This is a genomic window from Cupriavidus sp. IDO, from assembly GCF_000812465.1.
In the GTDB taxonomy this organism is placed as follows: Bacteria; Pseudomonadota; Gammaproteobacteria; order Burkholderiales; family Burkholderiaceae; genus Cupriavidus.
Genome location: NZ_JWMA01000181.1, coordinates 17,031 through 30,809, shown reverse-complemented (window position 1 = coordinate 30,809; position 13,779 = coordinate 17,031). Strand labels below are relative to the sequence as shown.

Sequence of the window (13,779 nt, the reverse complement as noted above, 5' to 3'; positions counted from 1 at the left end):
AAGGGAGACAAGCATGAACGCACCTGAGACGATGCAAGCCAAGCCGCGCAAGCGCTACGACGCCGGCGTCATGAAGTACAAGGAAATGGGGTACTGGGACTCTGACTACGTGCCCAAGGACACCGACCTGCTGGCGCTGTTCCGCATCACGCCGCAGGACGGCGTGGACCCGGTCGAGGCCGCCGCCGCGGTGGCCGGCGAATCCTCCACCGCCACCTGGACGGTGGTCTGGACCGACCGCCTGACCGCCTGCGACATGTACCGCGCCAAGGCTTACCGGGTCGATCCGGTGCCCAACAACCCCGAGCAGTTCTTCTGCTACGTCGCCTACGACCTGTCGCTGTTCGAGGAAGGCTCGATCGCCAACCTGACCGCCTCGATCATCGGCAACGTATTCAGCTTCAAGCCGATCAAGGCGGCCCGCCTGGAAGACATGCGCTTCCCCGTCGCCTACGTCAAGACCTTCGCCGGCCCGTCGACCGGCATCATCGTCGAGCGCGAGCGGCTGGACAAGTTCGGCCGCCCGCTGCTGGGCGCCACCACCAAGCCCAAGCTGGGCCTGTCGGGCCGCAACTACGGCCGCGTGGTGTACGAGGGCCTGAAGGGCGGGCTGGACTTCATGAAGGACGACGAGAACATCAACTCGCAACCCTTCATGCACTGGCGCGACCGCTTCCTCTTCGTGATGGACGCGGTCAACAAGGCCTCGGCCGCCACCGGCGAGGTCAAGGGCAGCTACCTGAACGTGACCGCCGGCACCATGGAAGAGATGTACCGGCGCGCGGAGTTCGCCAAGTCGCTGGGCTCGGTCATCATCATGATCGACCTGATCGTCGGCTGGACCTGCATCCAGTCGATGAGCAACTGGTGCCGCCAGAACGACATGATCCTGCACCTGCACCGCGCGGGCCATGGCACCTACACGCGGCAGAAGAACCACGGCGTGTCCTTCCGCGTGATCGCCAAATGGCTGCGCCTGGCCGGCGTCGACCACATGCACACCGGCACCGCTGTGGGCAAGCTGGAAGGCGATCCGCTCACTGTGCAGGGCTATTACAACGTCTGCCGCGATGCCTACACCCATACCGACCTGACGCGCGGGCTCTTCTTCGACCAGGACTGGGCTTCGCTGCGCAAGGTGATGCCGGTGGCCTCGGGTGGCATCCACGCCGGCCAGATGCACCAGCTGATCCACCTGTTTGGCGACGACGTGGTGCTGCAGTTCGGCGGCGGCACCATTGGCCATCCGCAAGGGATCCAGGCCGGCGCCACCGCCAACCGTGTGGCGCTGGAAGCGATGGTGCTGGCGCGCAACGAAGGCCGCGACATCCTCAACGAAGGGCCGGAAATCCTGCGCGACGCCGCGCGCTGGTGCGGTCCGCTGCGGGCGGCGCTCGATACCTGGGGCGACATCACCTTCAACTACACGCCGACCGACACCTCGGACTTCGTGCCCACCGCTTCGGTGGCCTGAGCCTGACGCTGCCACAGCGAACCCACAGAACGAGAGGACATCATGCGCATCACTCAAGGCACTTTCTCTTTCCTGCCCGACCTCACCGACGAGCAGATCACCAAACAGCTCGAATATTGCCTGGGCAGGGGCTGGGCGGTCGGCATCGAATACACCGACGACCCGCATCCGCGCAACACGTACTGGGAGATGTTCGGCCTGCCGATGTTCGACCTGCGCGACGCGGCCGGCATCCTGATGGAAATCAACAACGCTCGCAGCACCTTCCCCAACCACTACATCCGCGTCACGGCCTTTGATTCGACGCATACGGTGGAGTCGGTGGTGATGTCGTTCATCGTCAACCGGCCCGCCGACGAGCCCGGCTTCCGCCTGGTTCGTCAGGAAGAGCCCGGCCGCACCATGCGCTACTCGATCGAGAGCTACGCCGTGCAGGCGCGGCCCGAGGGTAGCCGCTACTGAGCGGAACCGGCTGAGCCGGCGCGCAGGGCACTGCAGCCGGCCATTCCCTGACTGTTCCATCCCACGGTTGTGCTGCCGCCAGGCCGCGCGGCGGGGGGAACCGCGCCTCGATTTCATCGAACCGATAGACACGTACGGAGCCTGCCATGTCCGCACCTGAAACGACCGCACCGCTGCAGCCGCCTGCTGCGTTGCCCGGATCGCTGGCCGAATCGCTGTCCAGCTCGGGCATCACCGAGCTGCTGGCCCAGCTTGACCGCGAGCTGATCGGGCTGAAGCCGGTAAAGGCGCGCATCCGCGATATCGCTGCGCTGCTGCTGGTGGACAAGCTGCGCGCCGCGCGCGGCTTCAGCGCGGGAGCGCCCAGCCTGCATATGTGTTTCACCGGCAATCCCGGCACCGGCAAGACCACCGTGGCGATGCGCATGGCGCAGATCCTGCACCAGCTCGGCTACGTGCGCCGCGGCCATCTGGTGGCCGTCACACGCGACGACCTGGTCGGCCAGTACATCGGCCATACCGCGCCCAAGACCAAGGAGATCCTGAAGAAGGCCATGGGCGGGGTGCTCTTCATCGACGAGGCCTACTACCTCTACCGCCCGGAGAACGAGCGCGACTACGGCCAGGAGGCGATCGAGATCCTGCTGCAGGTGATGGAGAACAACCGCGAAGACCTGGTGGTGATCCTGGCCGGCTACAAGGACCGCATGGACCGCTTCTTCGAATCCAATCCGGGCATGTCGTCGCGCGTTGCCCACCATATCGATTTCCCCGACTACCAGCTCGAGGAGCTGCGCCAGATCGCGGATCTCATGCTGGCCGAGATGCAGTACCGCTTCGACGACGAAAGCCGGGCGGTATTTGCCGACTACCTGGCCCGGCGTATGGCGCAGCCGCATTTCGCCAATGCCCGCAGCGTGCGCAATGCGCTGGACCGGGCCCGGCTGCGCCATGCCTCGCGCCTGCTCGACGATCCCGGCACGGTGATTGACGACCGTGCCCTGACCACCATCACGGCCGGCGACCTGCTCGCCAGCCGCGTGTTCTCGCAGGCCGCGGCCGCGGAGTAAGCCATGAAAGCCCTGATCTTCGATGTCGACGGCACGCTTGCCGATACCGAGACCGCCCACCTCCAGGCCTTCAATGCCGCCTTTGCCGAAGTCGGCCTCGACTGGTGCTGGGATGAGGCCCTCTACACGCGCCTGCTCAAGGTGGCCGGAGGCAAGGAACGCCTGATGCATTACTGGCGCATGGTCGACCCGGAAGAAGCCCGCGGGTGCAAGGTCAAGGAAACGATCGACGCCGTGCACGCCATCAAGACGCGCCACTATGCCGAGCGCGTGGGTGCGGGCGGCCTGCCCCTGCGCCCGGGCATCGCGCGCCTGATCGCCGAGGCAGGGCAGGCCGGCATGCCGCTCGCCATTGCCACCACGACCACGCCGGCGAATCTCGACGCGCTGCTGCAGGCGCCCCTTGGCGCGGACTGGCGCCGGCGCTTTGCCGCCATCTGCGACGCCGGCACCACCGCGATCAAGAAGCCGGCGCCCGATGTTTACCTGGCCGTGCTGGACCGGCTCGGCCTGGAGGCCGGCGCTTGCCTGGCCATCGAGGATTCGGAGAACGGGCTGCGCGCCGCGCAGGCGGCCGGCATCCCCACCGTGGTCACGCCCACCGCCTATAGCGCGCACGACCGCTTCGACGGCGCGCTGCTGGTGCTGCCGCACCTTGGCGATCCCGGCGAACCCATGCCCAGGCACCTGCTCGGCGCGGACCACCGCTGGGCCGACCTCGCCGCGCTGAGCCGCTGGCATACCGGCAACCTTTTCGAGGGGCACTGACATGCACACCACCGACCGGGACACCAGCGTCATCCGCCTGGCCCCATCCATCCTGTCGGCCGATTTCGCGCGCCTGGGCGAAGAGGTATGCGCGGTCGAGGCGGCGGGCGCGGACCTGGTGCACTTCGACGTGATGGACAACCACTACGTGCCCAACCTGACCATCGGCCCGCTGGTGTGCGAGGCGATCCGGCCGCTGGTCTCGATTCCCATCGACGTGCACCTGATGGTGGAGCCGGTCGATGCGCTGATCCCGATGTTCGCCAGGGCGGGCGCCGGCATCATCAGCTTCCATCCGGAGGCGAGCCGGCATGTCGACCGCACCATCGGCCTGATCCACGACCACGGCTGCAAGGCCGGCCTGGTGCTGAACCCGGCCACGCCGCTGGGCTGGCTGGACCATACGCTCGACAAGCTCGACCTGGTGCTGCTGATGAGCGTGAATCCGGGCTTCGGCGGCCAGGCGTTCATCCCCGGCGTGCTCGACAAGCTGCGCCAGGTGCGCGCGCGCATCGACCGCCAGGTGGCGGCCGGCGGGCGTCCGGTCTGGCTGGAGATCGATGGCGGCGTCAAGGCCGACAACATTGCCGACATCGCCCGCGCGGGCGCGGACACCTTTGTTGCCGGCAGCGCGGTGTTCGGCGCGCCGGATGCCGACGGCGGCTACTGGGACATCCTGCGCCGCCTGCGCCAGGCGGCAACCATTACCTAGCCCGCACCGGCGCCAACACAAGAACACATAGCAATTGAAGAGGAGACCTGTCATGCCTGAAGTCCAGCGGATGACCCTGACGCAGTTCCTGATCGAGGAGCGCCGCCGCTATCCCAGCGCCAGCGGCGGCTTCAACGGCCTGATCCTCAACGTGGCCATGGCCTGCAAGGAGATCGCGCGCGCGGTGGCCTTCGGCGCGCTGGGCGGCCTGCACGGCCGCGCCCGCAGCGACGATGGCAGCGGCGCCGCCGTCAATGTGCAAGGCGAGATCCAGCAGAAGCTGGACGTGCTCAGCAACGAGGCCTTCCTGCGCGTCAACGAGTGGGGCGGCTACCTGGCCGGCATGGCCTCCGAGGAAATGGAGGCGCCGTACCAGATTCCCGCGTGCTACCCGCGCGGCAAATACCTGCTGGTGTTCGACCCGCTCGATGGCTCGTCCAACATTGACGTCAACGTCTCGGTCGGCAGCATCTTCTCGGTGCTGCGCGCGCCCGAAGGCGCCGACACCGTCACCGAGCAGGACTTCCTGCAACCGGGCACGGCCCAGGTGGCGGCCGGCTACGCGCTCTACGGTCCTACCACGATGCTGGTGCTGACCGTCGGCAATGGCGTCAACGGCTTCACCCTCGATCCCAACCTGGGCGAGTTCTTCCTGACGCACCCCAGGCTGACCGTGCCGGCCGATACCCAGGAATTCGCCATCAACGCCTCGAACAGCCGCTTCTGGGAAGCGCCGGTCACGCGCTACATCTCGGAGTGCATGGCCGGCAAGAGCGGGCCGCGCGGCAAGGATTTCAACATGCGATGGATCGCGTCGATGGTGGCCGAGGCGCACCGCATCCTGATGCGTGGCGGCGTCTTCATGTACCCGCGCGACACCAGGGACCCCGCCAGGCCGGGCCGCCTGCGCCTGCTCTACGAGGCCAACCCGATCGCGTTTCTGATGGAGCAGGCCGGCGGGCGCGCCAGCACCGGCAGGCAGCCGCTGGTGTCGGTCGCGCCGAACGGTCTGCACCAGCGCATCGGCGTGATCTTCGGCTCGCGCAATGAGGTGGAGCGGATCGAGGGCTACCACACCGACCAGTCCGAACCCGATCTTCCCAATCCCCTGTTCAACGAGCGCAGCCTGTTCCGCGCGTCTGCCTGAGGTGCCTGGCCATGTCAGAACGTTATCCCATCATCGCCATCACCGGCTCTTCCGGCGCCGGTACCACGTCGGTGACCCGTACCTTTGAAAACATCTTCCGCCGTGAAGGCGTGAAGTCGGTGGTGATCGAAGGCGACAGCTTCCACCGCTTCGACCGTGCGGAGATGAAGGTCAAGATGGCCGAGGCCGAGCGCACCGGCAATATGAACTTCAGCCACTTCGGCCCGGAGAACAACCTGTTCGGCGACCTGGAGAACCTGTTCCGCTCCTATGCGGAATCCGGCACGGGCATGCACCGGCACTACCTGCACAGCGTGGAGGAGGCGGCGCCATACGGGCAGGAGCCTGGCACCTTCACCGCGTGGGAGCCGTTGCCGGCCGACACCGACCTGCTGTTCTACGAGGGCCTTCACGGCGGCGTGGTCACCGACGAGGTCAATGTCGCCCAGCATCCCAACCTTCTGATCGGCGTGGTGCCGGTCATCAACCTGGAATGGATCCAGAAGCTCTGGCGCGACAAGAAGCAGCGTGGCTATTCGACCGAGGCCGTGACCGACACCATCCTGCGCCGCATGCCGGACTACGTGAACTACATCTGCCCGCAGTTCTCGCGCACGCATGTGAACTTCCAGCGCGTGCCGTGCGTGGACACGTCCAACCCCTTCATCTCGCGTGAGATCCCCGCGCCCGATGAAAGCATGGTGGTGATCCGCTTTGCCAACCCGAAGGGCATCGACTTCCAGTACCTGCTGAGCATGATCCACGACTCGTTCATGTCGCGCGCCAACACCATCGTGGTGCCGGGCGGCAAGATGGAACTGGCCATGCAGCTGATCTTCACGCCCTTCGTGCTGCGCATGATGGAGCGCCGCAAGCGCGCCACCCTGTAAGGAGGCGAGATGAACGCACCCGAACGCATCGACTCCGCAGCGCGCTGCGCCAACGCACTGCGCTTCCTGGCCGCCGACGCGGTAGAGCTGGCCAAATCCGGCCACCCCGGCGCACCGATGGGCATGGCCGAGATGGCGGAGGTCGTGTGGCGGCGCCACCTGCGCCACAACCCGGCCAATCCGGCGTGGCCCGACCGTGACCGCTTCGTGCTGTCCAACGGCCACGCTTCCATGCTGCAGTACGCGCTGCTGCATCTGACCGGCTACGACCTGCCGATGTCACAGCTGCGCCAGTTCCGCCAACTGCACTCGGTCACGCCGGGGCATCCGGAAGTCGACGTGACGCCCGGCGTGGAAACCACCACCGGGCCGCTGGGCCAGGGCCTGGCCAATGCCGTCGGCATGGCGCTGGCGGAAAAGCTGCTGGCCGCCACCTTCAACCGGCCCGGCTTCGACATCGTCGACCATCACACCTATGTCTTCCTTGGCGATGGCTGCCTGATGGAGGGCCTCAGCCACGAGGCCTGTTCGCTGGCGGGCACGCTCAGGCTGGGCAAGCTGATCTGCCTGTACGACGACAATGGCATTTCCATCGACGGCGACGTCTCCGGCTGGTTTGCCGACGATACCCCGCAGCGCTTTGCCGCGTACGGCTGGCATGTGATCGCCGGCGTCGACGGGCATGACGCGCAGGCCGTAGACGCGGCGCTGCAGGCGGCAATGGCGGAGCGCGAGCGGCCCACGCTGATCTGCTGCCGCACCGTGATCGGCAACGGCGCGCCGGCCAAGGCCGGCGGGCACGATGTGCATGGCGCACCGCTGGGCGCGCCGGAAATCGCTGCCATGCGCGAGGCGCTGGGCTGGGAGGCCGAGCCCTTCACCGTGCCGGCGGACGTGGCCGACGCCTGGTGCGCGCGCGCCCAGGGCGCCGCGCGCGAGGCCGAATGGGAGGCGCGCTTTGCCGGCTATCGTGCCGCGCATCCGGAACTGGCCGAGGAATTCCTGCGCCGTACCGACGGCCGCCTGCCGCAAGGCTTCGACGCGGAACTGATGGCGTTGCTGGACGCGCCCTCGGCACTGCAAGGCAAGATCGCCACGCGCAAGGCTTCGCAGCTCTGCCTGGAGGCGCTGACGCCGGCTTTGCCGGAGTTGCTGGGCGGCTCGGCCGACCTGACCGGTTCGAATCTGACCAACGTGAAAGCATCGGTATGGGTCAACCATGACGGGCACGGCAACTACGTGAGCTACGGCGTGCGTGAGTTCGGCATGGCCGCGGTGATGAACGGTATTGCGCTGCACGGGGGGCTGATCCCCTACGGCGGCACCTTCATGACCTTCTCGGACTACTCGCGCAATGCCATCCGCATGGCGGCGCTGATGCGCCTGCGCGTGGTGCACGTGCTGACGCACGATTCCATCGGCCTGGGCGAGGATGGCCCTACGCACCAGCCAATCGAGCACGCCGCCAGCCTGCGGCTGATCCCCAACAACCGGGTCTGGCGCCCGTGCGACGGGGCCGAGACCGCGTACGCCTGGCAGGCCGCGCTGCGGCGCGAGCATGGGCCCACGTGCCTGGTGCTGTCGCGGCAGGCGCTGACACCGTTCGAACGCGACGCGGGCCAGCGCGCAGCCATCGCGCGCGGCGGCTATGTGTTGCGCGATACCGTGGCGCCGCGCGTGGTACTGGTGGCGACTGGTTCCGAGGTGGAGATCGCCCAGCGCGCGGCGCTTGACCTCGCCGAGTCCGGCATCGCCGCGCGCGTGGTGTCCATGCCCTGCGTCGAGCTGTTCTACGCGCAGGAAGCGGCCTACCGGGACACGGTGCTGCCGCCGGGCGTGCCGCGCGTCAGCGTGGAGGCGGGCGCCACCTGGTTCTGGCGGGCCGTAGTGGGCGAGGGCGGCGTGGCGCTGGGCATCGACAGCTTCGGCGAATCCGCCCCGGCCGAGGCGCTGTACCAGCACTTCGGCCTGACCCCGGCGCATGTCGCTGATGCCGCCCGCGCGCTGCTGGAGGGCAAGTGATGGCGATCGTATCCCTGCCTTGCGCCGCGGTGCTGATCGACCTGGACGGCACGCTGGTCGACAGCGCGCCGGACATTGTCGAGGCCGCCAACCGCATGCTGGCCGACCTCGGCAGCCCGCCGCTGCCGTTCGATACCGTGGCCGGCTTCATTGGCCGCGGCGTGCCCAACCTGGTGCGGCGGGTGCTGGAGACTGCGCAGCTTGCGCCGCGGGTGGACGCCGCCGACGCCGAGGCGCTGTTCCATTGCCACTACGACGACACCAATGGCCGCCTGGGGGCAGTGTTCCCGGGCGTGGAAGCGGGCCTGGCCGCGCTCAGGCGCGACGGCTTCCGGCTTGCCTGCGTCACCAACAAGCCGCACGCGCTGGCGGCGCCGCTGCTGGCCATGACCGGCCTGGCGGCATACCTGGACGTGCTGGTGGCAGGCGATTCGATCGCGCAGATGAAGCCGCACCCCGAACCGCTGCGCCATGCCTGCCGCCTGCTCGACGTCGATCCGGCGCAGGGCGTGCTGGTTGGGGATTCGCCGGTGGACGTGGCGGCTGCGCGCGCGGCCGGCATGCCGGTCTGCCTGGTGCGCTACGGCTATGCCGGGCCCGGCGGACCCGCGGCGCTGGGCGCGGATGCGCTGATCGATTCGATGGAGGCATTGCCGGTGCTGCTGACGCCGGCGCGGCTGGCGCCCGCCGCCTGATATCCGGCGGAAGCCGGCAAAGATACCTAGACAAGCAAACGGAGACAACATGACTATCAAGGTTGCCATCAACGGCTACGGGCGCATCGGCCGAAATGTGCTGCGCGCTCACTATGAAGGCGGCAAGCGCCACGACATCGAGTTCGTTGCCATCAACGACCTCGGCAACGCCGCCACCAATGCCCACCTGACCCAGTACGACACCGTCCACGGCCGCTTCCCGGGCGAGGTCTCGGTCGACGGCGATGCCTTCCGCGTCAACGGCGACCGCATCCGCGTGGTGGCCCAGCGCAACCCGGCCGAGCTGCGGTGGGGCGAGCTGGGCGTGGACGTGGTGATGGAGTGCACCGGGCTCTTCACCAGCAAGGAGAAGGCGTCGGCCCACCTGAAGGCCGGCGCGAGGAAGGTAATCATCTCCGCGCCGGGCGGCAAAGACGTGGACGCGACCATTGTCTATGGCGTGAACCACGGCGTGCTGAAGGCGGGCGACACGGTGATCTCCAATGCCTCGTGCACCACCAACTGCCTGGCGCCGCTGGTCAAGCCGCTGCATGAAAAGCTGGGCGTGGTGAACGGATTGATGACCACGGTGCATTCCTATACCAATGACCAGGTGCTGACCGACGTCTACCACGAGGACCTGCGCCGCGCGCGCTCGGCCACCATGTCGATGATCCCGACCAAGACCGGCGCCGCCGCGGCGGTAGGGCTGGTTCTGCCTGAGCTGGACGGCCGGCTGGACGGCTTTGCCGTGCGCGTGCCCACCATCAATGTATCGCTGGTCGACCTGTCCTTCGTGGCAGCGCGGCCGACCACCGTGGCGGAAGTGAACAGCATCCTGAAGGCGGCTGCCGATGGCGAACTAAAGGGCATCCTCGACTACAACACCGCGCCGCTGGTATCGGTGGACTTCAACCACAACCCGGCCTCGTCCACCTTCGACGCCACGCTGACCAAGGTCAACGGCACGCTGGTCAAGGTGTCGGCCTGGTACGACAACGAATGGGGCTTCTCCAACCGCATGCTGGATACCGCGGTGGCCCTGGCCAATGCACGCTGACGGGTGGCCATGATGAGTACTTCCCATGCTACGGACGCGCAACCGAAATCCACGGCGCCGCACACGCTGGCCGCACTACTCGCAGCCGGCGGGCTGGCTGGCAAGCGGGTCTTTATCCGCGCCGACCTCAACGTCCCGCAGGATGACGCGGGCCATATCACCGACGACACCCGCATCCGTGCCTCCGTGCCCGCCATCGCGGCCTGCCTGCAGGCGGGGGCCGCGGTGATGGTCACCTCGCACCTGGGCCGGCCCCAGGAAGGGGAACCGGACCCGCGCCACAGCCTGGCGCCGGTGGGCCGCCGCCTGTCGGAGCTGCTGGGCCACCAGGTACCACTGTTGTCTGGCTGGACGGAGGGTGGCTTCCAGGTCCCGCCAGGGCAGGTGGTGCTGCTGGAAAACTGCCGCGTGAACAAGGGCGAGAAGAAGAACAGCGACGAACTGGCGCAGAAGATGGCCAAGCTCTGCGACGTCTATGTGAATGACGCCTTCGGCACCGCCCACCGCGCCGAAGCGACCACCCATGGCATCGCCAAATACGCCCCGATCGCCTGCGCCGGCCCGCTGCTGGCCGCCGAGATCGACGCACTGGGCAAGGCCCTGGGCCAGCCGGCACGTCCGCTGGTGGCCATCGTGGCCGGCTCCAAGGTCTCGACCAAGCTGACCATCCTGAAGTCGCTGGCAGACAAGGTGGACAACCTGATCGTCGGCGGCGGCATCGCCAACACCTTCATGCTGGCCGCCGGCTTGAAAATCGGCAAGTCGCTGGCCGAGGCCGACCTCGTCTCCGACGCCAGGGCCATCATCGACATCATGGCCGCCCGCGGCGCTTCGGTGCCCATTCCGGTTGACGTGGTCTGCGCCAAGGAATTCAGCGCCACCGCCGCCGCCACCGTCAAGGACGTGACGGACGTGGCCGACGACGACATGATCCTCGACATCGGCCCGAAGACCGCGGCCATGCTGGCCGGGCAACTCAAGGCCGCCGGCACCATCGTCTGGAACGGCCCGGTCGGTGTGTTCGAGTTCGACCAGTTCGGTAATGGCACCAGGGTGCTGGCACAGGCCATCGCGGACTCGAAGGCATTCTCGATCGCCGGCGGCGGCGACACGCTGGCCGCCATCGCCAGGTACGGCATTGCCGACCGCATTGGCTATATCTCGACCGGCGGCGGCGCCTTCCTGGAATTCCTGGAAGGCAAGAAGCTGCCGGCGCTAGAAGTGCTCGAGCAGCGTGCCTTCACCTGAACCCACCTCACCGAATCCACATCGACTAAAGGAGCTTCATCATGGCACTCATATCCTTGCGCCAGTTGCTGGACCACGCGGGAGAGTTCGGCTACGGCGTGCCGGCTTTCAACGTCAACAACCTGGAACAGATCCACGCCATCATGGAAGCGGCCGAGGAAACCGACAGCCCGGTGATCCTGCAGGCCTCGGCCGGCGCCCGCAAGTATGCCGGCGAGGCTTACCTGCGCCATATGGTGCTGGCCGCGGCGGAGACGCATCCGGACATCCCCATCGTGCTGCACCAGGACCACGGCTCCAGCCCGGCGGTCTGCCAGGCGTCGATCCGCTCCGGCTTCACCAGCGTGATGATGGACGGCTCGCTGCGCGAAGACATGAAGACGCCGGCCGACTACGACTACAACGTCGACGTCACGCGGCGCGTGTGCGAGACGGCGCATGCGGTTGGCGTGTCGGTGGAGGGCGAGCTGGGCTGCCTGGGCTCGCTCGAAACCGGCCAGGCCGGTGAAGAAGACGGCGTAGGCGCAGAGGGCACGCTGTCGCACGACATGATGCTGACCGACCCGGCGCAGGCGCGCGACTTCGTTGCGCGCACCGGCGTGGACGCGCTGGCCATTGCCATCGGCACCAGCCACGGCGCCTACAAGTTCTCGCGCAAGCCCACCGGCGACATCCTGGCGATCGACCGCATCCGCGAGATCCACGAGCAGATTCCCGATACGCACCTGGTGATGCACGGCTCCAGCTCGGTGCCGCAGGAGTGGTTGGAGATCATCCGCCAGTACGGCGGCGACATCAAGGAGACCTACGGGGTGCCGGTCGAGGAGATCCTGCGCGGCATCAGGACCGGGGTGCGCAAGGTGAATATCGACACCGATATCCGCCTGGCCATGACCGGAGCCATCCGCAAGTCGCTGGCCGAAGACCGCAGCGAGTTCGATCCGCGCAAGGCGCTGCTGGCGGCCAAGAAGGGGGCGAGGGGCGTGGTGAAGCTGCGCTTCGAGGCCTTCGGCTGTGCCGGGCAGGCGTCGCGGATCAAGCCGGTGCCGATGGAGAAGATGGCCCAGCGCTACCGCTAGCGGGCGATGCGCTTCGCCCGACCTTGCGGCGCCGGCGCAGCTGAGCCCGCACCAGAATTGAGATTGCCTCGCGCACCCGCGCCCGAACTTGCACCAGATCCGTGCAAGTCTTCCACCGCAAGTGCCTGGAAGACAGGCATGCAGTCGTGGCACGCCCAGGCATGGGATATGCGTAGCTGGTTGCCATCAGGCCAATGGCGGCCTGGTACCGGTCCCCGCTGTCGGTGAAGCGGCGGACCGGACCACGTGGACAACGGCGTCCGCATCCGGGGCAGCAGCATGGGCTGCTACCTGGATGCGGACGTTTTTTTTTGATCTCACCGATTAAAGGAATGCGCGATGGCCTATTTAGCTCCTGCCGAGTTTGTCGGCAAGATGGTCGATGCTGGTGAATCCAAGCTCTTGATGTCCACCCGGGACACCCTCATCCGAGCCTACATGGCTGGCGCAATCCTGGCGTTGTCTGCCGCGTTCGCGGTCAGTGTCAACGTCAATACCGGCAATCCTTTGATCGGATCATTGCTGTTCCCGGTGGGGTTCTGCATGCTCTACCTGCTGGGATTTGACCTGTTGACCGGTGTCTTTACGCTGGCTCCGCTCGCCGTACTCGATAAGCGGCCAGGTGCCACGTGGGGCGGCGTGATGCGCAACTGGGGGCTCGTCTTCTGCGGCAATTTCGCTGGCGCACTCACCGTAGCAGTATTCATGGCCATCATCTTTACGTTTGGCTTCACCGAAGCCCCGAACGTGATCGGCCAGAAGATAGGCAGCATTGGCGAGAGCCGCACCGTTGGCTACGCCGCCCACGGCGCAGCGGGCATGCTGACGCTCTTCATTCGCGCGGTTATGTGCAACTGGATGGTGTCCACCGGGGTGGTCGCCGCCCTGATGTCAACCTCGGTGTCGGGCAAGGTCATTGCGATGTGGATGCCTATCCTGGTGTTCTTTTACATGGGCTTCGAACACTCCATCGTAAACATGTTCCTCTTTCCCTCCGGCCTGATGCTTGGCGGCAAGTTCACGCTGATGGACTACCTGCTCTGGAATGAAATTCCGACCGTGCTCGGCAACGTCGTCGGTGGCTTGACGTTCGTCGGGGCGGCGCTGTACTCCACCCACTACAAGACCGCACCGAAACGCGCCCTGGCCTGA

Annotated in this window: 13 protein-coding genes; all 13 read left to right on the top strand. The window is 66.9% G+C overall.

Features of this window, described 5'->3' with window-relative positions; genetic code table 11:
• The first annotated feature begins 13 nt into the window (after nt 1–13).
• The 13 genes from RM96_RS32480 (at nt 14) to RM96_RS32420 (ending at nt 13,779) form a co-directional block, all read left to right on the top strand.
• Nucleotides 14–1,474, top strand: coding sequence for a form I ribulose bisphosphate carboxylase large subunit (locus tag RM96_RS32480; RefSeq protein ID WP_039015856.1), 1,461 nt, complete (start codon nt 14–16; stop codon nt 1,472–1,474).
• A 42-nt stretch (nt 1,475–1,516) separates the two neighbouring features.
• A complete protein-coding gene (locus RM96_RS32475; RefSeq protein WP_039015855.1) occupies nt 1,517–1,936 on the top strand; it encodes a ribulose bisphosphate carboxylase small subunit in 420 nt (139 codons plus the stop codon).
• Between the two features lie 146 nt (nt 1,937–2,082).
• Complete coding sequence (gene cbbX, locus RM96_RS32470) at nt 2,083–3,006, top strand: CbbX protein (RefSeq protein ID WP_039015854.1); 924 nt, start codon at nt 2,083–2,085, stop codon at nt 3,004–3,006.
• Nucleotides 3,007–3,009: 3 nt separating this feature from the next.
• Entirely contained in the window at nt 3,010–3,774 is a 765-nt protein-coding gene (locus RM96_RS32465) for an HAD family hydrolase (RefSeq protein WP_039015853.1), read from the top strand.
• 1 nt (nt 3,775) lies between these two features.
• On the top strand, nt 3,776–4,486 hold the full coding sequence (gene rpe / locus RM96_RS32460) for a ribulose-phosphate 3-epimerase (protein ID WP_039015852.1): 711 nt from the start codon (nt 3,776–3,778) through the stop codon (nt 4,484–4,486).
• A gap of 52 nt (nt 4,487–4,538) precedes the next feature.
• Complete coding sequence (locus RM96_RS32455; protein ID WP_039015851.1) at nt 4,539–5,633, top strand: class 1 fructose-bisphosphatase; 1,095 nt, start codon at nt 4,539–4,541, stop codon at nt 5,631–5,633.
• 11 nt (nt 5,634–5,644) lie between these two features.
• On the top strand, nt 5,645–6,523 hold the full coding sequence (locus tag RM96_RS32450) for a phosphoribulokinase (protein WP_039015850.1): 879 nt from the start codon (nt 5,645–5,647) through the stop codon (nt 6,521–6,523).
• A 9-nt stretch (nt 6,524–6,532) separates the two neighbouring features.
• Nucleotides 6,533–8,545: a transketolase gene (gene tkt, locus RM96_RS32445; RefSeq protein WP_039015849.1), complete on the top strand. Its 2,013-nt coding sequence runs from the start codon at nt 6,533–6,535 to the stop codon at nt 8,543–8,545.
• Nucleotides 8,545–9,240 carry a phosphoglycolate phosphatase gene (gene gph / locus RM96_RS32440; protein WP_039015848.1) on the top strand — a complete coding sequence of 232 codons (696 nt, stop codon included), beginning with the start codon at nt 8,545–8,547 and terminating at the stop codon, nt 9,238–9,240. The genes tkt and gph overlap by 1 nt, the downstream gene beginning before the upstream one ends.
• A 49-nt stretch (nt 9,241–9,289) precedes the next feature.
• A complete protein-coding gene (gene gap / locus RM96_RS32435) occupies nt 9,290–10,300 on the top strand; it encodes a type I glyceraldehyde-3-phosphate dehydrogenase (RefSeq protein ID WP_039015847.1) in 1,011 nt (336 codons plus the stop codon).
• A 9-nt stretch (nt 10,301–10,309) separates the two neighbouring features.
• A complete protein-coding gene (locus RM96_RS32430; protein ID WP_152624259.1) occupies nt 10,310–11,548 on the top strand; it encodes a phosphoglycerate kinase in 1,239 nt (412 codons plus the stop codon).
• Nucleotides 11,549–11,589: 41 nt separating this feature from the next.
• Entirely contained in the window at nt 11,590–12,627 is a 1,038-nt protein-coding gene (gene fba, locus RM96_RS32425; RefSeq protein ID WP_039015846.1) for a class II fructose-bisphosphate aldolase, read from the top strand.
• Between the two features lie 339 nt (nt 12,628–12,966).
• A complete protein-coding gene (locus tag RM96_RS32420) occupies nt 12,967–13,779 on the top strand; it encodes a formate/nitrite transporter family protein (protein WP_039015845.1) in 813 nt (270 codons plus the stop codon).